The sequence below is a fragment of the Chamaesiphon sp. genome (genome assembly GCF_041738855.1).
Classification (GTDB): domain Bacteria; phylum Cyanobacteriota; class Cyanobacteriia; order Cyanobacteriales; family Chamaesiphonaceae; genus Chamaesiphon.
The window spans coordinates 1-21589 of the sequence record NZ_JBGSPA010000161.1; the positions used below are offsets into that span (position 1 = coordinate 1).

Genomic DNA, 21589 nt, shown 5'->3' on the forward strand with positions numbered 1-21589 from the left:
TCTAATTCGGGTAATTGTCGCTTATGAAAACCGGATTGTGATGGCGCAAACACTTCAACAAGCGTTAACAGCTATTTTTAAAACATCCCCAACACCTGCACCCCCACCGATCGTCCGTCCAGTTGCAGAGTCACTTCAGCCGCAGTAAAGCTAAAGTGAGTCATCTGAACATCAGACTCAGGTTGAATCAATTTAATCTAAATTTAGAAAATGATAGAAACAAGTTTACAAGAAATAGCGATCGAGGAAAATTTAGAGCAATTTTTATTAGTCTTATTGGTCGCTTTAAGCGTGGCAATTTTGCCGCAAATTCTGAGCTGGTTTCGCCGGATTCCTTATACACTGTTACTGGTGATTGTGGGATTAGGATTAGCTTTTGCTGATGTCAGATTAGTGCAACTTTCGCCTGAATTAATTCTGCTGATTTTTCTACCACCACTCCTGTTTGAAGCGGCTTGGAACTTGAAATGGTCGCGGCTCAAACAGGATTTAATCCCAATCTGTCTTTATGCAGTATTAGGGACAATTATTGCAATTGTGGGCGTGGCGATCGGTCTGAATCAGCTAGCTGGGCTATCTGTGACGACGGCATTACTGATTGGGGCGAGTCTGGCCGCGATCGATCCAGTTTCGGTGACGGCTCTATTTCGAGAGTTGGGTGTCGATAAGCGGCTGACTACCCTGATGGAGGGTGAAAGTTTATTTAACGACGGGATGGCGGTTGTTGCCTTCGGATTTGTGGTGGCGTTTTCCCAGGGTACCACCAATTTGACGGTCGGGGTAATTGTGACCCAGTTGGTGCTGGTAGTGGGCATCGGGCTGGTTGTTGGATCGCTAATTGGGTTTGGGATCTCCTATCTTACCCAACGCTTCGATCTACCGTTGGTGGAGCAGTCACTCACTTTGGTTGCGGCGTATGGTAGCTATCTAATTGCGGAAAAATTCGGCGGATCGGGGGTGATTGGGGTTGTCATGACGGGACTAATTCTAGGTAATTTCGGTTCGCGGATCGGTATGAACCCGCGCACTCGCGTCATCGTCAGTGAGTTTTGGGAATTTTTATCATTTTTTGTCAATTCGATTGTCTTCTTGCTCATCGGCGATCGAATTCGCTTTGCAGTTTTGGCTGAAAACTGGGTGGCGATTGGGGTAACAATTGCCGCAACGATCTTAGCCCGCGCGATTGCAATTTATGGATTCGGCAGTCTGAGCAACCGTCTAGCTGGTGCCAAAATTTCGATCCCAGAGCAGACGGTACTGTGGTGGGGAGGCTTGCGGGGTGCCGTCTCGATCGCTTTGGCGTTGAGCGTACCCGAAAATATTCCAGGTCGAGAGGCGATCGTGGCAACCGTTTTTGGGACAGTGTTATTTACGCTGCTAGTCCAAGGATTGACCATTCAGCCCCTCCTCGCCCGACTGGAGTTGCTAGGCGACCAGCCGATGCGTCAGCATTATCTGGAGCTTATCGCCCGTCAGACTGCCCTCAATCGGGTGATAGCGCACTTAGGCGGAATCGATCGACATCCCGGCATCGAACCCGATTTTTATCAATATCAAGTATCGCTGGCTCAGGGAGAGCTAACTCGTTTGCAAACAGAATTAGCAGATCTCCAGCACGATCGTCCCGATCTCCAGACAATTATTGCCGAACAATTGCGAGATGAATTGCTCGCGATCGAGGCGGAGACTTATGCCGAACTCGTGCAGGCAGGTCGCTTAGATCGAGAACTATCGCTGTTGATGGAAGTTGAGAAAACTGAATTGACCGAAATTTAAGTACCGATTTTAAGGTAAATTATGTCATCTAAATTAATCGCTCGGAACTCCTCTGACCGTCGCTACTTTTGGTTAGAACGACTGATTGCAGTATTCGCACTGGTCAATTTAGCTTTAGTATTATTCGATCTGAGCTATTTGACACTCCGCTCGCTATACCTGCAAGCTACGCCTGCCCTAGTGCAACTCTACGATCCGGTTAAAGGCGTTCGACCCCATCCTGAAACTCAGGCATATTTGAATCGCGTTGCACTGTTAGAATCGCAAGTAGTTCGAGTTGGGGTTGACTCTGTGCAAATCGAACCCTTATTGTCCGAATTACGAGAGCGGAGCCGAAATTTAAGTCAACATCATCCTTTTGCTGGAAAAGATGGCGATAACACTATCCAAACGATCGAACAGCAGTTGAGAAACCGGACAGGCACCGAGGCTGCCTTCGATCGCTTTTGGAGCCAAAGTTATTTAACACCAACCAATTGGCAATCTGAGATCGCGTTTTGGCACGATCGAATTCGCCCACTGATGGCCGCTAATTATTATCGGGAAGTGAACCGCTTCGGATTTGCAGTTGACTATTTCTGGTCGATCGATCTTCCCTTCATCCTAGTATTGACAATCGACATTTTACTTCGCGTTCGGGCAATCCATCAACGTCACCCAGAACTGAGTTGGCTAGAATCTGCTGTCAGACGCTGGTACGATCTATTCCTGCTCGTTCCAGTTTGGCGATGGTTGCGTGTTATCCCAGTTTTTGTCAGGCTTTACAAGGTTGATTTGGTCAATCTAGATCTTCTTAGAGCAGAAGCCAAGCGAGATTTGGCGATCGGCTTTGCAGCAGAATTAACCGAAATGGTCGGCATTCAGGCGATCGATCGACTGCAAGACTCGATTCGTGATGGCGATGTGATGCGTTGGTTGCTGTATCCTGAAATGCGCCCAGATTATGTCCAGGTAAATGGTCAAAATGAAGTAAAAGTAATTGCGAGTCGATTAGTTGAGATGATTGCCAACAGTGTTCTACCCAAAGTGCAGGATGACATTCAGAATTTAGTTAACTATAGTATTGTCAATACTGTAAATCAACTCCCGATCTATCAACAATTACAGCGTCTTCCAGGAGTCGATCGGCTTCCCAATCCGCTGGTAGAAAATTTAGCAAAGTCACTTTCTCAACTGGTTTACAATAATCTCGTCCAAACATTAGCAGATCCGACCTCTTCAGAGCTAGCAACACGATTGAGTCAAAATTTTCGAGATTCTCTAGAGATAGAGTTGCAAAAAAAGCACAACACTAAAGAAATGGAATCGCTATTAGTCGATCTGCTTGAAGAAATCAAAATTAACTATGTTCGAGGAATTGCCGAGGTGGGGATCGAGACACTAGTCGATGAGGCCGCACAATTGCGCCATAAATTAGGAGTAAGGAACTTCCCAAAAATAAATAGTTCCGAGAGATTAAAATAGATGAATAATCTAGGTTCTACCGAACTTGCATAGCAAGTTCAATTGCTGAAATGCCATGACAACATGCTCCTGATTTGAAAATTATCAAAATTCCTAAATCCGTTACTTTCAGCTAAAGAGTACAAAATCTGAATTGCTCCCTCTTCACCATTACTTTGATGGGCATCAGGTTTGGCGACATACTCCAGAAATGCTTGCAAAAAGAGTTCTACCCCAAAGTTATTCATGGCACTGCCAAAGAATACGGGGGTCATCTCTCCTGCCAGTACAGCCGCTAGATCGAGAACTATCGCCGTTGTATGTAAGTACACACAACCGAAAAGTAACCTTCATGACTAAATGTCAATTTTTTAGAGACTTGAGTTGCTCGGATCGCTGCTCTAGACTAACCGAGAGTCGATTGCAGACCAATTCACACAAGTCAAAAATCAGCGGATCGGCAATCTCGTAGTACACGCTCACCCCCATTGGGCGACGCGCAACAATTCCCATCTGCGCCAAAAGTTTGAGATGTTTGGAAACATTTGCTTGTCCGAGTCCTGTCTCTGTAATAATTTCAGTCACATTTTTAGAGCCAGATTTGAGACAGCACAAAATTTCGAGCCGATTTGTCTCCGCTAAAACTTTGAAGTAGTCAGCCAGTTGTGCCAGGGCACCAGAGTTCATTTCCATTGGGTTGTTTAGTTTAAATATTGACTATATTGCTATATGGTAATATTTTGATTATAGTAGTAGATATCGATCGCGTCGTCAGGAGTTAGTTTCTATGTTATTTCGTCAGATGCTCGATCGCCAAACAAGTACTTATACTTACCTGATTGCCGATTTAGAACAGAAAGCCGCAATCTTGGTAGATCCAGTCTTAGAACAAGTCGAGCGAGATCTCAAACAGCTAGCAGAATTGGAACTAACACTCAGATATTGCATCGAAACTCACATTCATGCCGACCATATTACCGGAACTGCCAAGTTGAGAGCAGTCACTCAATGTCAAGGGATCGTACCTGTCGGCGCAGGGGTTGATTGTGCGGACAGGTTTATTCAAGATTGCGAACATCTGAGTATGGGTTCGATCGAGATTAAAGCGATCGCCACTCCAGGTCACACTGATAGTCACATGGTCTATTTAGTTAATAATACTCACCTATTGACGGGAGATGCACTCTTAATTCGTGGTTGTGGACGAACTGATTTCCAAAGTGGTGATGCTGGAATTTTATTCGATTCGGTAACGCAGCGACTATTCACCCTAAAAGATGAAATGTTGGTTTATCCCGCTCATGATTATCGGGGATTTAGCGTCTCCACTATTGGTGAAGAAAAACGTTTTAACCCGCGATTTGTGGGGCGCGATCGTCAACAGTTTATCGAATTTATGGCGGAGTTGAATTTGCCCGATCCGCAGAAGATAGCTGAAGCGGTTCCGGCGAACGAACGCTGTGGCAATATATCTACTCCTGACTACACAATTTAACATTACTTAGTTAACTATGAAATCTCAATTACAGACCATTGATGCCGCGAGTCTGAAGCAGTTAATCGATTCTCTTCCTGAGACGCTACGCGAACAAGATCGCCACCAAGTAATATTGGTAGATGTCCGCGAGACAGGCGAATTTGCCAGCGAACGGATTGCTGGTGCAATCCCGCACCCACTATCAACCTTCAATCCAGCTTCGATCGAGCTTCAAGGCGATCGTCAGGTGATTTTGTGCTGTCAATCTGGTAGAAGATCTACTCAAGCAGCTCAAAAACTGTTTGAGTCTGGATTCACTCAAGTGACTCATCTAGAAGGTGGTTTGACAGCATGGAAAACGGCTGGATATGCCACTCAAATCGATCGAAATGCGCCCATTAGTCTATTTCGACAAGTGCAGATCGTAGCGGGTTCCTTGGTGGCACTAGGCACTGTGCTAGGGGCATTTGTATCGCCTTGGTTTTTACTCTTGAGCGGCTTTGTCGGCGGTGGTTTGGTGTTTGCGGGAGTCTCGAATACCTGTGCAATGGGAATATTACTAATGAAGCTGCCTTACAATCAAAGCGGTAAAGCCTCATGACTTGGACGATTGGGCATCTCCTGGCGATCGGAATTGGGGTTAGTCTAGGGCTACTCGGTGGTGGTGGTTCGGTGCTAGCGTTGCCGATTTTGGTATATGTGATGGGGGTCGCTCCCAAATCAGCAATTGCCATGACTTCGATCGTGGTCGGGGTGGTAAGTTTATTGGGTGTCATCCCGCGATCGCGCCGGAGTAAAGTCCAGTTCAAGACGGTGGGTATTTTTGGCTCAGCAACAACGCTTGGGGCTTTTCTGGGGGCGCGATTAGCCACGTTGCCTTTCGTTACTGAAACCTTTCAGATGCTGTTGTTTGCGGTGGCGATGTTGTTAGCTGCCATGTTTATGATTCGCCGTCAGCCAGCGGCTAATCCAACAACTCAAAACCCGCTCGATAACTATCCACCACCTGTGTGCAAATACTGTTGGTTGTGGCTATTGACGGAGGGAATTGGAGTGGGCATTTTGACAGGATTAGTGGGTGTCGGTGGTGGATTTGCGATCGTCCCAGCACTGGTATTATTGGGAAATCTCTCGATGTCGGAGGCAGTTGCTACATCCCTAGTAATAATTGCTTTGAACTCTGGAGCCGGATTGCTGGGATATATTGGGCATGTTTCAATCGATTGGCAATTGGCGGTATCATTTACTTTTGCGGCAGCACTGGGATCGTCGATCGGTGCATATTTATCGAAATTTGTGCCTGCCGATCGATTGCAAAAATCATTTGGTTATTTTTTAATAGTAGTCGCTACTTTTGTCCTGGTTCAAAATCGTCGAGCTTTTGAGCGGATAAAATTTCCAACGGCTCATCTACAGCAACAGATCTCACGATCGAGCTAATTTTGTTACCATGAAAATCGGTCAATTATCGGCAAAGAGTCACGTCCCAATTAAGACAATTCGTTACTACGAAGAAATTGGTTTATTGCCAACACCCGATCGCAATGAAGGTAACTTTCGGTTGTTCTCACCAGAAAATATTGCTCGTTTATTGTTTATTAAACGTTTACAGCTATTGGGTTTGAGTTTGCAAGAAATCAAAGAGTGCTTGATGGTATCAGATCGCGGTGAGTTACCCTGTGCCGATTTGCAAGCCAAGCTCAAGCAGCATGTTGAGACGATCGATCTACAAATTCAAGACATGATGGCTCTACGGCAGCAACTTTGTGAGACCCTCCAAAATTGGGATGAAACCCCGATTCCACAAGCTAATATAATTTGTCCAAATTTGCAGGTTTAGGTACTTGACTCTCCAGTTAGGGGGAGATTATATGATGATATTAGTTACTCAAATCATCGCTCGTAATCGAGCTTAAACATATGACTAATCAATCGATGGGCTGTACTTGTGCTTCATGTAACTGTTCGGTGTGCATGTGTGGACTCACCGCAACAGGTGAGTCTTGCTGTACCAGTAAAAATTCTACGACTAGTAATGCTCCAGCTACTACCTGTAGTTGTGCTAAAAGTTAGTAGAAGTTAATAGAACAAGAGTTACTGGGAGAACCTAGAATTCTCCCAGTAACTCTTCTTTTTCGTTCGATTGACAATTCTTAGTGAAGTCGATCGAGCTAATCGATCGTCGCCTCTGTGGCTGCCGTTGGTGGTTCGTCAGACTTACCGAAAGCGAGTCGCAAAAAAGGTGGTGCCATCAGAGTGGTGATAATCACCATGATAATAATTGCGGATTCTAAAGGTTTGTCGATAATCCCGCTGGCAGAACCAATCCCCGCAAATACCAGCCCTACTTCACCACGCGGTACCATGCCCACCCCGATCGCCATGCGGTTGATACCTGGTTGCCCAAATACCACCCAGCCAGTAATGAGTTTGCCCACGATCGCCACTAAAACCAGAAATATGGCAATTAATAATCCCGCTCGGTTACTCTCGATCGCTGGATTCAGAACGCCTAAATCGGCGCGTGCGCCCACAGTTACAAAAAAGATCGGCACAAATAGATCGGCAATTGGTTTAATTAACTCATCCAACTCATTCCGCGCATCGGTTTCATCTAACACCAATCCAGCCGTAAATGCCCCCAAAATTGCTTCGAGATGAATGGCATTAGCCAGAAATGCCATGATGAAGGCAAAAATAATCGCCGGAATGACAATATTTCCACGGGTTTTGAGTCGATCGACAATCGTAACAAAACTCTGATTAAAAAAGCCAGCAATTAGAATAGAACCAACTAAAAAAACTGTGGCACTAATAATTAGGTAGATAACGCTCATCACATCGATCGAGCCAGTTTTAGCGAGGCTAGCAACCACTGCCAGCACGATAATCCCCAAAATATCATCAATAATCGCCGCACCGATAATGATTTGACCTTCTGTCGATTGGAGCCGCCCCAGTTCGGCTAAAACCTTAGAAGTAATACCAATACTGGTAGCCGTGAGTGCTGCGCCAGCGAAAATCGCCGGAATTGCAGGCACATTGAATAACAGCATCAATCCACCAGTGCCCAGTGCAAATGGCACTGCTACCCCAGCACAAGCCACAACTATAGCTTGGGAACCGACTTGTTTGAGTTGGCGCAGATCGGACTCCAAGCCAATCTCAAACAGCAGAATAATTACACCCAGTTCGGCTAACACGGAGATAACTTCACTCTGAGCTGCAAATACTCGATCGAGAGTAGTAGGATCTAAGTTGGTAATTAACTGCAAAAATTGGATGATAACCGAGCTAGATCCAGCAAATCCGCTATCGGGGAAAACCACCAGATGTAAGGCTGAAATTCCCACGATCGCTCCAGCGACTAATTCCCCTAATACTGAGGGCTGCTCGAAGTATTTGGCAACTTCTGCACCAATCTTACTAGCAAGATAAATAACTATTAGACTCAGCAATACACCATTTAAGATGGCTGGAGCATCATCGGCTGCGACAGTTGCTAAGAATAGTTGGTGTGAAAAAAATGGAAATATTTCCAATAAATGATAATCAATCGATCCAGTCCAATTCATTAGCTAAAATCCTCAAAATTTAGAATAAAATAATTAACTAACCTACCCCAGCAGATCCAGTGTCGGGATAACGCGCCACAAAGGTCGCTATCGCAGTTGTTACGACTACAGTCATCGGCCCCGTGGGGCCAGAAACTTGAGCGGGAGTACCCCCACATAGAGCGGCAAAAAAGCCAACGATAATCGTACCATACAGTCCAGCGATCGCCCCTGCACCAGAAGCAACACCAAAGGCTAGAGCCAGCGGTAGGGCAACGATCGCAGCAACCACGCCGCCAAACAGGTCGCCTTTCCAATTACGAAAGTGAATGTTATTGATTAGATTGGTGGACACGATTTACGATCCTTTATTGAATAATGTCCTTTGCAAAGCCTGCTTATATCTAACGATCGAGTCCAAATTAGTCATTAAATCTTGAAATATAAACTGACACAATTAAAGCAGTAATTCCACTTAGTAAAAATGTTGTAGGTGCGCCAGCATAAAACCAGATAAGTCCGGCTAAAGAACTCGCTAGTAATGTGGCAATACTTTGAAATGCAGTATAAGTGCCTATCGCTGTTGCCGTATTACTCTGACTGCAAAGATTAGTAATCCATGCTTTAGCAATCCCCTCTGTAGCTGCTGCATATATTCCATATAAAAAGAATAAGGCTAGAAAAATTAGACTGCTTTCAGCATAAGCCATGCCTAAATAAACTATTGCAAACAGAATTAATCCCGAAACTAATACTTTTTTCATACCAATCTTATCGGCTAAAGTCCCCATCGGATAAGAGGCTATAGCATAGATTAAGTTATAAAAAATGTAGGCTCCGATCGCCATTGTGTCATCGAGTCCTGCTTCCTTTATTTTTAGCAGTAAGAATACATCCGAACTATTAAATAAAGTAAAAACTAATAATGCTGTTACTAGTTTTCGATAGGTTGCAGGACTCGTTCGCCAGTATTTTACAAAACTCAGTAATCCAATGCGAGATTTCTGTTCGCTTTGCTGATTTTGGCTTGGTTTTTCCTTAATAAAAAAAGTAAATCCAATCGAAATCAGTCCTGGGAAAAATGCCAGATAAAAAAGTGTCTTATAATCATCTGGACGATAGACCAAATACATTAGTGCTAATAATGGCCCAAGGACAGCACCAAATGTATCCATAGACCGATGAAATCCAAATACTCTTCCCTTTGTATCGGCAGTCGCTTCATCAGATAATAAAGCATCCCTGGCACCTGTACGGACACCTTTTCCTAACCGATCGATTGTCCTTACGAAGAACACCCAAATCGGATAAGTAAATAACGCCATCATTGGTTTGGAGATCGCACTAAACAGATAGCCAATTTGGATAAATGGTAAACGAGTTCCGGTGCGATCGCTCAAATTACCAAAATACCCTTTACTCAAACCTGCAATTGCTTCGGCAAAGCCTTCTAATATACCTATTAAAACAATCGAAAACCCAATTGTTTTTAAATAAATTGGCACGATCGGATAAAGCATCTCGCTGGCTATATCTGTAAATAGACTCACCGCAGAAAGTACTAAAACATTGCGGGTTATTATCTTTACTTTAGACATTAGTTATGGCCTTTTTATGTATTTTACCGAAATAACAACACCGGAATATGACTGCGGCGGAGCATCTGGGTGGTAGTGCTACCAATTACCAGATGACGGATGCGATTGTGTCCGTAGGCACCCATCAACAGTAAATCGATGTTGCTTTCTTCGGCATACTCAGCAATTGCCTGTTCTGGATGACCTTCGACAATACAACAAACAGGTTCAAATCCACCCAGCCGCACTTGTTGATTGGCTTCATTAATCCGCGAGATCGCCGTTTCATCCTCTGCATGTTTAGCAACAGTGACAATGTACAGATCCAATCCAGCAAAAGCAGATGAATGTACCAAAAAGTCCAGTATTTTTTTACAGCTTATACTGCCATCATAGGCAAGTAACAGCCGCTGGATTGGTTTAAATTGGGAAGAGGTGACTAAACAAGGTTTGTGACTAGCCCGAATAATCCGCTCTAAGTTAGCCCCCAGATGTCCAGAAGCCAGCCCTGCTGATTCACCGCGCTTGCCTAAGATAACTAAATCCACTTGAGCTTCAAATTCATCGAATCGATCGATTAAAGAACCCGTTTCATGACGGAGATTGACCGTCTCTACACCTTGACTAGTTAGCACTTGCTGGGCAGTTTGCAGAATCTCCTTCGCCCGTTGATGGTTTAATTTAGCTTTTTGATGTTCTAATTCCACCAATTGATTCAGCAGCACATCTGACGCATCAATGCCGATACTACCGCTGAAGTTGCTGGTTTCCATCACCGCTTGACTGCGCTCGTCAGTGACGTAGAGAACGTCTACTGTTGCCGTCAATCGCGTTGCCAACCATGCAGCATATTGATAGCTGCTGTGAGCAAATACCGAGCCATCTGCACACAATAAGATTCTTTTCATCGTTAATATTTTTGGTAATTAAGCTATCAAATTTTCCTCTTCTACCTATTGCTGATTAACGCCTAGATTTTCCACTAATGTGGCACTAGCAGAATTTAGCCCTACCAATTTCACATCAGCACCATTCCGGCGAAACTTCAGCACAATTCGATCGAGAATTTCGACTGCGCCTCGATCCCACAAATAAGCATTAGTTAGATCGATCGTCACGCGCTCGACTACCGACCCAAAATCAAAAGATCCTAATAATTCTTCTTTCGATAAAAAGAAAATTTGCCCGCTGACTTTATATATATGATGATTGGCATCATCACTTAGTTCTCGATTCACCACTACTAACTTAGCGATTTTTCGACTAAAGAACACCGTACTCAACACAATCCCCGTTGCTACACCCAGCGCAAAATTGCGCGTAAAAATTGTCACAAACATTGTGGCTAACATCACGATCGTTTCACTGGTAGGAATCTTCCTCATCTGGCGAAAAGATGACCAGCGAAATGTCCCGATCGCAACCATAATCATAATTGCTACCAACACAGCCATCGGCATTTGCCTGACCCAATCCTGCATTACCAAGATCGCAAATAGCAGAAACACCCCAGACCATAGAGTCGATAACCGACCGCGCCCGCCCGATTGAACATTAATTACCGATTGCCCGATCATCCCACAACCCGCCATCCCACCAAAAAAAGCGGTGATGATATTCGCAATTCCTTGACCTCTGGCTTCTTGGTTTTTATCACTGGGAGTATCAGTGAGTTCATCGACCAAGGATGCCGTCAGAAAAGAAGCCAATAAACCGACGATTGCTAAGGTGAGTGAATATGGCAAAATAATTTGGAATGTTTCCCATGTCCAAGGCACTTGCGGGAGCGCAAATAGCGGCGGTGCGGTGGGGAGTGCGCCCATATCCCCAACCCTGGGTACATCCAATTTCAACGAGATCGCCGCTAAGGTCATCACCGCTAAGGCAACCAAGGGCGAAGGGACAACCTTGGTAAAACGCGGCAAGATGTAAATAATTGCCAGGGATAGGGCCGTGAGCATATATACCATTGGCGGTTTGCCAGTTAATTGCGGCAGTTGAGCCAAAAAAATCAACACCGCTAAAGCATTGATGTAGCCTAACATCACGGCTCTAGGGACGTATTTCATCTGACGACCCAGTTTTAATACGCCAAATAAAACTTGGAAAATCCCTGTTAAACAAGTCGCCGCAAATAGGTACTGCAACCCGTGTTGCTTAACTAATTCAATCATCAGCAACGCCATCGCTCCCGTTGCTGCCGAAATCGAGCCTGGTCTTCCACCCAAAAAAGCGGTCATCACTGCAATAATAAATGAGGCATAGAGTCCCACTTTGGGATCGACTCCAGCGATGATCGAAAAAGCGATCGCTTCAGGAATTAATGCTAGTGCAACCACCGTTCCGGCTAATAAATCCGCACGAACATTCGAGAACCATTCTCGTTTTAGTGTCTTAATATTCAATTCAATTTAGCTCCAATGATACCAACAAGCTAACCATCGCTATCTCTGCGAGGTTCAGTTGCGGTGATGTGTTGTTTAAATAAGTACCTACTGCGGCGATATTCGCCGAAGCGCACTCTGTAATTCTGTTCTAAGCATCCATGCGAAGAGATTTGCCACCGATTAGGGTGGACAAGATGGCTTGAAACCAGATTTTAAAGCACTACAGAGGGGTGACATATTTAACGGTTGAAGACTTTTAGCTTACTAGAGTGGAGTGGCTAGACTCCGATTTTATCATAGTTTGTTGCCTAATTCTCAGCAGCACAGCACAAAATGAATTCAGGAATTTTGATATTTTTCAGATTAGGAGTATGTTAATATGGCACTTTTGTCATTGAATTTGCATAGCAAGTTCAGTAGAATCAAACTTATTTTCCTAATTCAAAGCTTTTAGCTCGACAGTCTTCAATAGTAAAATATCACATTGACAGATCGATATCTTCAGTTTGCGAACGTTCTAATACTATAAAATTCTTCGATCTGTTAACGGGTACGATTACAGTAGGTTCTTGAGATATCGATATAGATTCTCGTACCTTGAGGGAAGTTACTTCGTTTAATTCTGTGTCATCGAGATTGGTTGACTGGAAAGATTCGAGGTGCCGTACATCGATTTCTAACGATCTCTTTTCACTCGTAGTTATGCCCACTTTTAGACTACTAAAGTCATCTGGTGCGCGATTTCCGTCAGGATAAACCCGATTTAAGGCATTTCCTAACTCTTTAATTCTATCTAAATCTTTCGTTTTCCCTGAGATAGATTGAAGGGTATAAGCCGTTCGCAATTCTCCCGCACTGGGATAATAAAGAGCGTCGGACACCGGAATTTCCACAACCCAATGAGAAAAATCATCTGGTGCGCGATCGCCATCGGGGTAAACGTCATTGAGCAGCGTTCCCAAGCTGTTTAGTTCTGCCATTTTTGCAATGTCTCCAGTTAGCTCCGCAGCACCATAGAGCTGCCGCAGCTCTCCGGCTGTCGGAAAGTAGCGTCGATCTGATGAAACGGCTCGATCGTGTCGCTTCAGCAAAATAGATTGCTGTGGCAGTGGAATGATTTCGCCGAGATCCATACTAGCGACGGGTTGGTGGTCGATGAGGCGTTGGATATGAATTTCTAGGATGTTTTTGCTCAAACCCCGCGACAACGTACCTTTAAGTAAATTGCTCCCACTTTTGAGGTTAGCTTTGGAGTCTTTATTGATTAACTCTCGCCCCAGTACTCCAATCGGAATGCGCCGTCCCCCAGAGCCGAGATAATCCACGGCAATATCTTTGCCCCAACGCTCGAATGCAAATCTACCTGTAAACTCTTCAATCTGAACCAGACCGATCGCGGGAGTAGGATTGACGACAAATTCTCCGATCTCGGTGTGGATATGGATTTTGGGGTCGAGGGGTCGCGCGATTTTAGCAGCTACTACAGTGCCAGGACTGAGCAGCGGTGAGTCGCCGTAAGTAGTCAAGCCCAAATCGTGGGTGCTGCCATCTGGCGCGATCTCACTAATATGTAAGTCACGCTCGAATCTAATTGCTAGTTCCGTTCCATCTCGTAACTCTAGCGCGGCTTTGGTAGGACGATTGAGTGCGATCGGCGGTACCCGATCTAGGTATTGGCTAATCTCATTAGCAAAGACTTTAGTAGCCATTCCCATCCCCACGCTCGAATGCCATGCCGCAGACGTATACTGAGTCCGTTTATCTTTAGGAATCGAGTTTTCCAGTTCGTTAATTACGCGATCGGCTTTGGTAAATATCTCATCGACATCATTTTCTAGGGCATAGGGCGGATGAAATTCGAGTGTCGATCTCTCGATGAATAATTTTTTTGTACTACCAATTTGCGCGATCGGATACTTGTCTAAACTGTTGGCTATTGCTGACACTGGAGAAACGTACCCGATCGCAATTCTACTTTCCGCTCCATCGACTTGATAAACGACATAATTCTCCTTACCGTTATGCTCTCGATTGCGGTAAATCTCGAATCTAGTACTACTTTGACCATCCCCTAAATCCCAAATGGGTGAATCTCCTGCGGCATCCGCATCGCATAAACGTTGAACTTCAAAGCTCTTACCGCTACTGGAGACGATCGTGAGCGTCGGCTGCTGGTCTTCAACTAATTCCCGATTTAGTCGGTCTTTAACCTGCCCGATCGCGCTAGTACAATTACGGTATTTCCGAGCGAACTCATCGACCACCGCTTTTTGAGCATCATTGTGGATAATTGGTATCAGTGAGCGAAACCGCTTATTTAGATCGTCCGATTCGATCTCTTGTAATTGTGGCTGCTGCCCACCATTGTAAAATCGATTTGCCGTCTCCACCGCCCAACCGATCGGTTCTTGAGTGTTGGTGGGGAGGTCGCGACTGAAATAGATATCGGGCTTTTTGACATTCTGGCGGAGCTGGTGAGACTTATATTGAATGCGTTCTCCGAATTCATGAATAATCTCATCGATCCCAACGCTGCTTTTGGCTGTATCGACGGCGGTTTGCAGATTTTTTGCTACCGCGCTGTCGCAATAGTTTTTGAGGAGTCGGTTGACACTACCTAAATTCCGCTCGGCAAATGCCAATCGCTCTGCTGCTGGTAATTTATCGAGCTGTTTACTCGCCTGGACGATGCTCTCGATCTTCTCCGCTAGCTGCATCGGCGGCAAACCTCGCTCTTGCAGATACTCATCGCTGGGAATCTCCTCAATTGGAATCTCACTGTAAGCAGCCCCGATTTGCTTGAGTAAACCGATCTTCCGCTGCGGTTCGATATAAACTGTCTCGGATGCGATGGATTGCAAGATTATCGACTGATTGGCAACTCTTCCAGTCGGGTTGTTGGCGGTAATATCCCATGCCCTCCAAATAGCTTGAGTTAGCGGTTCGCTCTGGTGCCAAAGGTGGTCGGCTTTTTTGGCTTTGGCGATCGGTAACGGCTTGCGATCGGGAGCGTTGGCTTCGATAAATTCTTTGACTGTCAGCGGGAATTTACCCTGTTCTAAATCAGACCGATTGATGATTTGGGCGATAACCGCTCTACCTGCTTCATAGAGATCGCCACCTGCAAGCGGCAAACTGCCTAACTGCTCGCGGAGTTGACGGGGAAGATTATCATTTGCCAGATAACCAACGAAGAACCCATTCCGATCGCCATCAAAGTCAGTAATAGCAATGTGTTTTGCCGTCCAAGGATTCAGGTAGACTACGCCGCGTTTATCGAACGCTTCGGGGTCGCGATCGCGCAATACTTCTAAGTTATTAATCGCAATCGCCGCAGCACCGACATTCGGAAAGGGCGATCGATAATAAGCGACGATCGCGCCGTGGGGTAAGTCGCGATTGCAGGTCTCCCACGGCTCTAACTTACTATGGTGCTGGGCAATCGCAGCGGGGACAACGATCCCGTTAGTGGCTACATCCAACCTGTCTCGTCTGAGCGATTTATCGAGCTGGCGGCTGATATTGGGGAGTTGGTTGAGCTGTCCGTACCGATCGGCTTTGAGGAGTTTGGCAAGTGTCGATCGATTATTGCGCGGTTCGTCATCATCCACCCCATCGATTCCTTCAGGCGTATCGATAATTAACTCGCGCTCGCGCCTTGCTTCCTCCTTCGCCACAAATTTAGAAGCCAACTGCCAGTTATCCACAGCGACATCGGCAAGCGAACTTGCTTTGGCTGCCATCATGGGATTGAGTTCGTTTAAAGTTGCATCGGGGATAGTGCCTTTGACTTGGGCACCCACCGATTGATTGGAGTATTCGGCTTTAATTTTCCGATTGACCCATAAGAAGCTCTCTAATTCGACGATCCCTGGTTCCTTGAGTCTGCCGTCGTCTCCTTTGATATCATTGGTCGAGACGATCGCATCTACCCCCAATCGTTCGCACCAAGAGCTAGTAGCCATTGTCCCTTTGGCAATTCCAGGTAAATCCGGCGTGGCTGCGCGAAACTGCAATACCGAACTGCGAGCGAGCCTGTCGATCTTTTTCTCGATCGTTTGGGCGGTTTGCAAGTCTACAAAATAGTTGGAGATTCTGCCCGTATGCTTGAATTCTTCCAGCAACTTTCCAGCTAATTCTGGATCTAAACTATCGCCGAATGCTGCATCGATCCACTCGCCCAAGTCACCTAGCTCGTCATCATTAATATCTTCTGCCTGTTGCAAACCACGATCTATGGCAAGTAAAACCTCTTTATCCAACAACAGTCCGCGCAAAAGCTTGGTCGATGCCAACATCGTCCCATCGCCCATTTTGTCGTAGAGATCCGCTAACTGTTTGACAGGAATGTTGCGCCCGTCGCGGTCTTTGAGTGGATTTGTGCCGTTCGACCTTCGATCGTCATCGATAATTAAGATCCGAGAATTGCCCGATTTGGTTGTAGTGGCAGCGTTACCATCGCTGACGACGAGCGATCCATAAGCAACCGCATTATGGGCACTGCGTTCACCATCTGCATAAATTGGTTGAATGTTCCGGCTATTATCGCCTTTGGCGATTAGCTCGGCAGTTGCCCGATCTGTAAAATACCCAGATTTACCGCTGGTACAAATGAGATATTTATTACCTTTGGCTTCCAACCGCACCCGATCTGAGTCGTTAACTCCGTTGTAAAAGTTAGCTACATGCAGATTTTTTGGCTCGATTCGATGCGTCTGGAGCCACTTTTCTAAATAACAATTCTCGACTTGTTTCACTCTGGGCGTTCGTTTGCCCTCTAGGTGAAAGTCAGTGAGATCTTTGCCAGTCTTTAAGTCAAACTCTTGAAACTGGAGCATATTCGGCTCGGACTAGATGGGAATAGCGTCTTCGGTATCAGGTTCGGTCTGGGTGAATCTGGGAAGTTTATTTACTACTGCTTTTTGCTTATTTCCCTTTGTGTAATAGGACTCAGGAATGTCGTCGATATCGATGCCATCAGCGAGCATATCGCCTAAATCGTCATAGTTTTCATAACGATGCGATCGCTCGTATTCCCAACCTGCCATGTCTGCCATCAGTTTTTCATCCAGGATATTTTGAGCTTCTTCTTCCTCAGTATAAGTGCGTGGTGGTGGGGGGATGATATCGCCTTCTTTATAAAAAATATCTTCGATGGAATTAATTTTAACCATGACTTACAAATAATCTGAGGCTGCTACTACGATAACAAATTTTTCATGGATTCAAAATCTCCATGCCCTGCTGGGCTGATGGTTTTGACCGTCCGAACCTCCAAAATTTTCAAGCTGCGATTGCCAGAGAAGCCCGCATTGGAAAAGCGGGAACTCGTAATATCGTCTTAGAGAAATGTGTGATTTTATCGTCAGTATCGTCAGCCGAGCGTCTGCATTCGCCAGAAACCAGTCAGGACAAGGATCTTTGCACTGACGATAATGCTGACGATATTTTCACGGCTGACGATAAGACTGAAGATATCGTCAGCCATCGAACGACAGAACAGCAGCGGGTTTCGAGTTGGGCTGACGATACTGACGATAAAAATCCCCCATCGACCTCTTCCGTTGGCGTAGCCTACCGTTAGGTAATCGTCCGCTCCGATTTTAAATTGGGGATTCAGTCAGGTATAGCGCAATCGCACCAGCAACATCCTTTAGATAATTGAAGTCGATTGACCAGATCTATTGAAGTTTAATAAATTATCAGGCGGCAGAGCCGCATCTAAACGAGGTAGCGCAATCTTAATTTGCACTACCTCGTTTATTTATCTGGAGCCATTATGCACATCGAAGCCGATTTATCTACAGACCAACAGCCAGAATCGACAGAGTACTTGCAATTTTTGGAAGGATTGATGCTCGACCGCCAGGATTACTATCAGTCCGACGCGGAATATTAATCGCTAATTATCCATCGATCGAATTATATAACTATGAATGCTAAATCTTTGACTGTTCAAAAATTTCCTGTATTTGCTTTCTGAGTATTAGCTAAAAAAATTAACTGAAAGTTATTCAGCTCTCAGTTAATCACCACAAAAACTTCTTTTACACAATTGTAATTTGTAAAAATGAAAGCGATACCATCGAATTGCCTAGATTGTCCATTTGCCCGTCATCTTTATACCGACCGCTTTGCTTGCGGCAACGGTGTAAATAAAGTGGTGCGCGGTCGGGAATTCAGTACCGCTGAGTGCCGCGATGCCATTAGCAATCTATCCCACCGCTGTCTTGTCGCACACAAAGTCGAGGAAACCTCGACTTCGATGCGCCGCTATTTTCAACCGCTACCGCTGCCCGACCTACAAGGGCTGGAGCCAGAGTGGATTTGCGATCGTATTCACTTATCGCTAAATTGGCTCGACGTGTACGAGCGATTCTCCGAGGGAGAGGCTGTGCCAACGGCTAATGACGGTGAAATTGCCGTCGAAGTTTGTCTGGACGATGTACGCATTGGTTATCTGCGGCGCGATGCCGATGCCTATTATTGCGTTCGACTGGATGGACTGCGATCTTCTGACCCTTATTGGCTGGCATTGCATCTGGTTCATCCCGATCGTTTGTACCAAGTACCTAATGAGATCGTAGCCGATCGCTTGCTTGTCCCCGACTACTTCTAGGTCTTTGGCAATTCCAAATTACGAGGAAGTCATCGGCAAAGCCGAATTTAGACGATCGTTAAGTAGTTCATATCAATTTTTAGACTTCCAGGAGAAACCAAGATGTTCGATCGTATAATCGCTGCCCACTATCATTTCATTTGCTTACGTTCGGGTGAATTTGAATCGCGTAAGTTCTCGATCGGGGAAGCAATTCTCGAAGTTTACTACGAGTTTTTCACTTAAATCTATCGACCCTCACCAGCTTGCAGATCCCTCAATCTGCGAGCTGTTTTTTGTGTATTTCCGGCGGAGCCGTATCCATTCGACCGATTCATTATATCTAGGAGTTTTTATCATGACTAATCCTCAACCAATCCGCGATCGCTTTGCCGCACCCGAATATTGCAATCCCAATGCCAAGCTACCATACATCCAAAGCTTGCGTGGCGAGAATCCTGCCGAGTGTGGTTTCTTTCTCAGCCTCGACCAGATGGCAAAAGCGAGTTGGTTTAATGTGCCTGAGACGTTGGATACCTATACCTTCTCTAGCGGGGCGGTAGAGCAAGGCTCGATCCTCCGCCAGCCTCGGATGCTAGTAGTCCCTAAATCTGGATTAATGGCGGCGCGAACTGTCAAAGGTGAAAACGGTAACTCCGAGCTGGAGTTGCTTGGGAAGTACGGTGAGTTTAAAGGACAAGCTGGTGTTACTAATATCCAGATCTTTGAAGTGCTATTGCTCGATTGCGACAATAACCCCCTGCATGAGATCCCCTTGCAGTACCTCGCCAAAGGTGCCACTCAAGCCACTTTCTCGTTCCACTACCAGCAGTTTCTCCTAGAGATAACTATGTGCCACGCTCAAGCCAATGGTATTTCCGCGCGTCCCAAGAACCTCGAATTTAACGCCCTGTGCGTGTTTGAGTTTGAGGTCACGCGCGAGCTAGCTGGTAATAACAGTAACAAAGCACCTGCTTGTAAGGTTGCCAGTCATTCCAAGCCCACGATGGATAACTGGACGAACTTCTTTGTTGGTCGCAATGACGAACTTGCCGATCGTGTATTGCAATTGCTGGATATCCCTGTCAGTAATGCAGTCTTCGCCGCTGCTAAACCAGTTGCCCAGCTTCCTCCTGTGACTGAGCCAGTCGCCCAAATCTGTAGCTATGACGTTGAGGACGAAAGTGACATCCCGTTCTAGCCATCTGCCTCATCGAGCGATCTTACCTGCGAACTTCCCCATAGTAGTTTGCAGGTGTTTTTTTATTAATAGAGGTAATCATGTATTCATCCACAGCCGGAGTCGGTTCGAGTTTACAGCATTTAAAGAAATTTCCAGAATATCAAAATAATCAATTGCTAATCTTAGCAGGTCTAGAATTGACGATCGCCTATGAACTACTAGAAGCTCGTCGGAGGATTTGGCATAGCATATTTTGGCAACGGAGCAATAGTGCTACTAAATTTGCTGTCAACAAAAAGATGGAGGGCATTGCCTTTGATGCTGGTACCTCGATAGTTAATGCTGGCAAACTGCTCGACCGATACTATGAGGAGAATGGAGTTGACGAGATCGATCGACAGAAGTGGAGTCAAATTATTATGTCTTTAATCAATGCAGATCGCTGGCTCAAAGATCAATTTGGTGTCGATTGCAAGTCTAAACAATTAAAGATCGATCTTTAATTGCCATCGCGTAGCCAGCCGATCCGGTATGGATCGGTATTCTTTGCTGCGGCTGATATCAATCGCGCAAGCGCACCACTCTACAACCCGATTAACTCACCCCCATAGAAAATATGCGTTCGTATTTAGTGCTACGCCTCAATCACCGCGAATCTCGCCAACGCCTAGTTAACAAGATTGTTTGTTCGCCCAAACAACTGCTTAATAAACTTAACGCTCTTACCGATTCACACGGAGAATACGCCTACAAAACAATCCGCGAAGTTATCGATAGTTACACAGACGATGATTCTTCGATGACAATCGTTGATTTAGCTACCTTAGACTTTGTTTCAACTTGACTTAGCGATCGATCTCAACTGAGATCGTCGCTATCTTTTTTAACCCAAAATACCTTGGGGCTTTTCCTATACCCAATCGATATGAATCAACCCAATCTTAGTAAATTTAAAGCTGACTTCGGCAACTTTAAATTTACTTGTTCTATCGAACATACAGCATTTTATATGTTTGATAAAGTCGCAAAAGATCTCGCAAGGCAGTATGCAAAAAAGTTATTCGGACGGTTGAGTGATGTCGCTTCGCTACGTGAAGGTCGCCACGGTCTACCACACCGATATTGGAACTACGAGGGCTATATTTGCCAATTTGACAAGTTCGGTTGTGCGTTCGCGTAGCGTCGGCAGAGCCGAATCGAAGGTCGCTGTATCGACTTCAACTTTACCGAGATTACTGCTCCTATTAAGACTGAAACTCGTATCCAGCGACGATTGATGCTCCTGCACCAGCAGATTAATTCGGCATATTCGATCCCCGAACTGAGACATCAAGCATTGCAATCACGGGTACTTGCGAACGCCGATTACTATGGCGTTTGCCCCATTCGGAGCAAGATTGTCACTCTAGCTGATGTGCTGCTGGAGTGTCCGTAAGAACCATCGGCAAAGCCGAATCGAGTTGAAGCACTATTGCTTCAACTCACCCATCCTTTGGAGGAATCCGCTCATGCTAGTTAACATTTCCGGTTTAGTCGGTCGCGCTCCTAAGTGCTTACCCGATGATAGTTCGAGCCTCGAAGCTGCCCTAGCAGT

19 protein-coding genes and 2 pseudogenes are annotated in these 21589 nt (G+C 45.5%); 12 read left to right on the plus strand and 9 right to left on the minus strand.

The window, feature by feature from the left end:
* Nucleotides 1-210 precede the first annotated feature (210 nt).
* Both ACEW9I_RS16835 and ACEW9I_RS16840 read left to right on the plus strand, forming a co-directional pair.
* Nucleotides 211-1776 carry a cation:proton antiporter gene (locus ACEW9I_RS16835; RefSeq protein ID WP_373541489.1) on the plus strand — a complete coding sequence of 522 codons (1566 nt, stop codon included), beginning with the start codon at nucleotides 211-213 and terminating at the stop codon, nucleotides 1774-1776.
* Nucleotides 1777-1797: 21 nt separating this feature from the next.
* A complete protein-coding gene (locus ACEW9I_RS16840) occupies nucleotides 1798-3240 on the plus strand; it encodes a hypothetical protein (RefSeq protein ID WP_373541490.1) in 1443 nt (480 codons plus the stop codon).
* Between the two features lie 95 nt (nucleotides 3241-3335).
* On the opposite strand, the pseudogene ACEW9I_RS16845 reads toward ACEW9I_RS16840, so the two are convergent.
* Nucleotides 3336-3521: pseudogene (locus ACEW9I_RS16845) on the minus strand (peptide chain release factor 3); the annotation flags it as partial.
* 61 nt (nucleotides 3522-3582) lie between these two features.
* Nucleotides 3583-3912 carry an ArsR/SmtB family transcription factor gene (locus ACEW9I_RS16850; protein ID WP_373541491.1) on the minus strand — a complete coding sequence of 110 codons (330 nt, stop codon included), beginning with the start codon at nucleotides 3910-3912 and terminating at the stop codon, nucleotides 3583-3585.
* 94 nt (nucleotides 3913-4006) lie between these two features.
* On the opposite strand from ACEW9I_RS16850, the gene ACEW9I_RS16855 reads away from it, so the two are divergent.
* Genes ACEW9I_RS16855 through ACEW9I_RS16870 form a run of 4 tightly spaced genes read left to right on the plus strand, consistent with a single transcriptional unit; the run spans nucleotide 4007 to nucleotide 6536 of the window.
* Nucleotides 4007-4714 carry an MBL fold metallo-hydrolase gene (locus ACEW9I_RS16855; RefSeq protein ID WP_373541492.1) on the plus strand — a complete coding sequence of 236 codons (708 nt, stop codon included), beginning with the start codon at nucleotides 4007-4009 and terminating at the stop codon, nucleotides 4712-4714.
* A 16-nt stretch (nucleotides 4715-4730) separates the two neighbouring features.
* Complete coding sequence (locus tag ACEW9I_RS16860; RefSeq protein WP_373541493.1) at nucleotides 4731-5297, plus strand: rhodanese-like domain-containing protein; 567 nt, start codon at nucleotides 4731-4733, stop codon at nucleotides 5295-5297.
* Nucleotides 5294-6136: a sulfite exporter TauE/SafE family protein gene (locus tag ACEW9I_RS16865; RefSeq protein ID WP_373541494.1), complete on the plus strand. Its 843-nt coding sequence runs from the start codon at nucleotides 5294-5296 to the stop codon at nucleotides 6134-6136. Before ACEW9I_RS16860 ends, ACEW9I_RS16865 begins: the two co-directional genes overlap by 4 nt.
* 10 nt (nucleotides 6137-6146) lie before the next feature.
* Nucleotides 6147-6536, plus strand: a complete 390-nt coding sequence (locus ACEW9I_RS16870) for a heavy metal-responsive transcriptional regulator (protein WP_373541495.1) — start codon at nucleotides 6147-6149, stop codon at nucleotides 6534-6536.
* Nucleotides 6537-6867: 331 nt separating this feature from the next.
* Here ACEW9I_RS16870 and ACEW9I_RS16875 read toward each other — a convergent pair whose 3' ends face one another.
* The 7 genes and pseudogenes from ACEW9I_RS16875 to ACEW9I_RS16905 all read right to left on the minus strand — a co-directional run bounded on the left by ACEW9I_RS16875 (nucleotide 6868) and on the right by ACEW9I_RS16905 (nucleotide 17388).
* The gene (locus ACEW9I_RS16875; RefSeq protein WP_373541496.1) at nucleotides 6868-8271 is read right to left on the minus strand and encodes a cation:proton antiporter; all 1404 of its coding nucleotides are present in this window, start codon (nucleotides 8269-8271) and stop codon (nucleotides 6868-6870) included.
* A 49-nt stretch (nucleotides 8272-8320) separates the two neighbouring features.
* Nucleotides 8321-8605 (minus strand): annotated as a pseudogene (locus ACEW9I_RS16880) (SulP family inorganic anion transporter); the annotation flags it as partial.
* Between the two features lie 67 nt (nucleotides 8606-8672).
* The gene (locus tag ACEW9I_RS16885; protein ID WP_373541497.1) at nucleotides 8673-9848 is read right to left on the minus strand and encodes an MFS transporter; all 1176 of its coding nucleotides are present in this window, start codon (nucleotides 9846-9848) and stop codon (nucleotides 8673-8675) included.
* Nucleotides 9849-9871: 23 nt separating this feature from the next.
* The gene (locus ACEW9I_RS16890) at nucleotides 9872-10735 is read right to left on the minus strand and encodes a universal stress protein (protein ID WP_373541498.1); all 864 of its coding nucleotides are present in this window, start codon (nucleotides 10733-10735) and stop codon (nucleotides 9872-9874) included.
* A gap of 45 nt (nucleotides 10736-10780) precedes the next feature.
* Nucleotides 10781-12232 carry a SulP family inorganic anion transporter gene (locus ACEW9I_RS16895; RefSeq protein ID WP_373541499.1) on the minus strand — a complete coding sequence of 484 codons (1452 nt, stop codon included), beginning with the start codon at nucleotides 12230-12232 and terminating at the stop codon, nucleotides 10781-10783.
* Between the two features lie 461 nt (nucleotides 12233-12693).
* Nucleotides 12694-17052 carry a hypothetical protein gene (locus ACEW9I_RS16900; protein WP_373541500.1) on the minus strand — a complete coding sequence of 1453 codons (4359 nt, stop codon included), beginning with the start codon at nucleotides 17050-17052 and terminating at the stop codon, nucleotides 12694-12696.
* A 12-nt stretch (nucleotides 17053-17064) separates the two neighbouring features.
* On the minus strand, nucleotides 17065-17388 hold the full coding sequence (locus ACEW9I_RS16905; RefSeq protein ID WP_373541501.1) for a hypothetical protein: 324 nt from the start codon (nucleotides 17386-17388) through the stop codon (nucleotides 17065-17067).
* 62 nt (nucleotides 17389-17450) lie between these two features.
* On the opposite strand from ACEW9I_RS16905, the gene ACEW9I_RS16910 reads away from it, so the two are divergent.
* The 6 genes from ACEW9I_RS16910 to ACEW9I_RS16935 all read left to right on the plus strand — a co-directional run bounded on the left by ACEW9I_RS16910 (nucleotide 17451) and on the right by ACEW9I_RS16935 (nucleotide 21430).
* On the plus strand, nucleotides 17451-17798 hold the full coding sequence (locus ACEW9I_RS16910; protein ID WP_373541502.1) for a hypothetical protein: 348 nt from the start codon (nucleotides 17451-17453) through the stop codon (nucleotides 17796-17798).
* A gap of 162 nt (nucleotides 17799-17960) precedes the next feature.
* Entirely contained in the window at nucleotides 17961-18113 is a 153-nt protein-coding gene (locus ACEW9I_RS16915) for a hypothetical protein (protein ID WP_373541503.1), read from the plus strand.
* Between the two features lie 171 nt (nucleotides 18114-18284).
* Nucleotides 18285-18833: a hypothetical protein gene (locus ACEW9I_RS16920; protein WP_373541504.1), complete on the plus strand. Its 549-nt coding sequence runs from the start codon at nucleotides 18285-18287 to the stop codon at nucleotides 18831-18833.
* 337 nt (nucleotides 18834-19170) lie between these two features.
* Entirely contained in the window at nucleotides 19171-20013 is an 843-nt protein-coding gene (locus ACEW9I_RS16925) for a DUF5895 domain-containing protein (RefSeq protein WP_373541505.1), read from the plus strand.
* 80 nt (nucleotides 20014-20093) lie between these two features.
* The gene (locus ACEW9I_RS16930) at nucleotides 20094-20498 is read left to right on the plus strand and encodes a hypothetical protein (RefSeq protein ID WP_373541506.1); all 405 of its coding nucleotides are present in this window, start codon (nucleotides 20094-20096) and stop codon (nucleotides 20496-20498) included.
* Between the two features lie 773 nt (nucleotides 20499-21271).
* Nucleotides 21272-21430 (plus strand): hypothetical protein, encoded by a 159-nt coding sequence (locus ACEW9I_RS16935; protein WP_373541507.1) that lies wholly within the window; start codon nucleotides 21272-21274, stop codon nucleotides 21428-21430.
* Nucleotides 21431-21589: the final 159 nt, after the last annotated feature.

Bases quoted from the DNA above. Each gene is read 5' to 3' on its own strand.
- ACEW9I_RS16835 (WP_373541489.1), top strand. From the start codon at position 211: ATGATAGAAACAAGTTTACAAGAAATAGCGATCGAGGAAAATTTAGAG.
- ACEW9I_RS16840 (WP_373541490.1), top strand. From the start codon at position 1,798: ATGTCATCTAAATTAATCGCTCGGAACTCCTCTGACCGTCGCTACTTT.
- ACEW9I_RS16850 (WP_373541491.1), bottom strand. From the start codon at position 3,912: ATGGAAATGAACTCTGGTGCCCTGGCACAACTGGCTGACTACTTCAAA.
- ACEW9I_RS16855 (WP_373541492.1), top strand. From the start codon at position 4,007: ATGTTATTTCGTCAGATGCTCGATCGCCAAACAAGTACTTATACTTAC.
- ACEW9I_RS16860 (WP_373541493.1), top strand. From the start codon at position 4,731: ATGAAATCTCAATTACAGACCATTGATGCCGCGAGTCTGAAGCAGTTA.
- ACEW9I_RS16865 (WP_373541494.1), top strand. From the start codon at position 5,294: ATGACTTGGACGATTGGGCATCTCCTGGCGATCGGAATTGGGGTTAGT.
- ACEW9I_RS16870 (WP_373541495.1), top strand. From the start codon at position 6,147: ATGAAAATCGGTCAATTATCGGCAAAGAGTCACGTCCCAATTAAGACA.
- ACEW9I_RS16875 (WP_373541496.1), bottom strand. From the start codon at position 8,271: ATGAATTGGACTGGATCGATTGATTATCATTTATTGGAAATATTTCCA.
- ACEW9I_RS16885 (WP_373541497.1), bottom strand. From the start codon at position 9,848: ATGTCTAAAGTAAAGATAATAACCCGCAATGTTTTAGTACTTTCTGCG.
- ACEW9I_RS16890 (WP_373541498.1), bottom strand. From the start codon at position 10,735: ATGAAAAGAATCTTATTGTGTGCAGATGGCTCGGTATTTGCTCACAGC.
- ACEW9I_RS16900 (WP_373541500.1), bottom strand. From the start codon at position 17,052: ATGCTCCAGTTTCAAGAGTTTGACTTAAAGACTGGCAAAGATCTCACT.
- ACEW9I_RS16905 (WP_373541501.1), bottom strand. From the start codon at position 17,388: ATGGTTAAAATTAATTCCATCGAAGATATTTTTTATAAAGAAGGCGAT.
- ACEW9I_RS16910 (WP_373541502.1), top strand. From the start codon at position 17,451: ATGCCCTGCTGGGCTGATGGTTTTGACCGTCCGAACCTCCAAAATTTT.
- ACEW9I_RS16920 (WP_373541504.1), top strand. From the start codon at position 18,285: ATGAAAGCGATACCATCGAATTGCCTAGATTGTCCATTTGCCCGTCAT.
- ACEW9I_RS16925 (WP_373541505.1), top strand. From the start codon at position 19,171: ATGACTAATCCTCAACCAATCCGCGATCGCTTTGCCGCACCCGAATAT.
- ACEW9I_RS16930 (WP_373541506.1), top strand. From the start codon at position 20,094: ATGTATTCATCCACAGCCGGAGTCGGTTCGAGTTTACAGCATTTAAAG.
- ACEW9I_RS16935 (WP_373541507.1), top strand. From the start codon at position 21,272: ATGCTCCTGCACCAGCAGATTAATTCGGCATATTCGATCCCCGAACTG.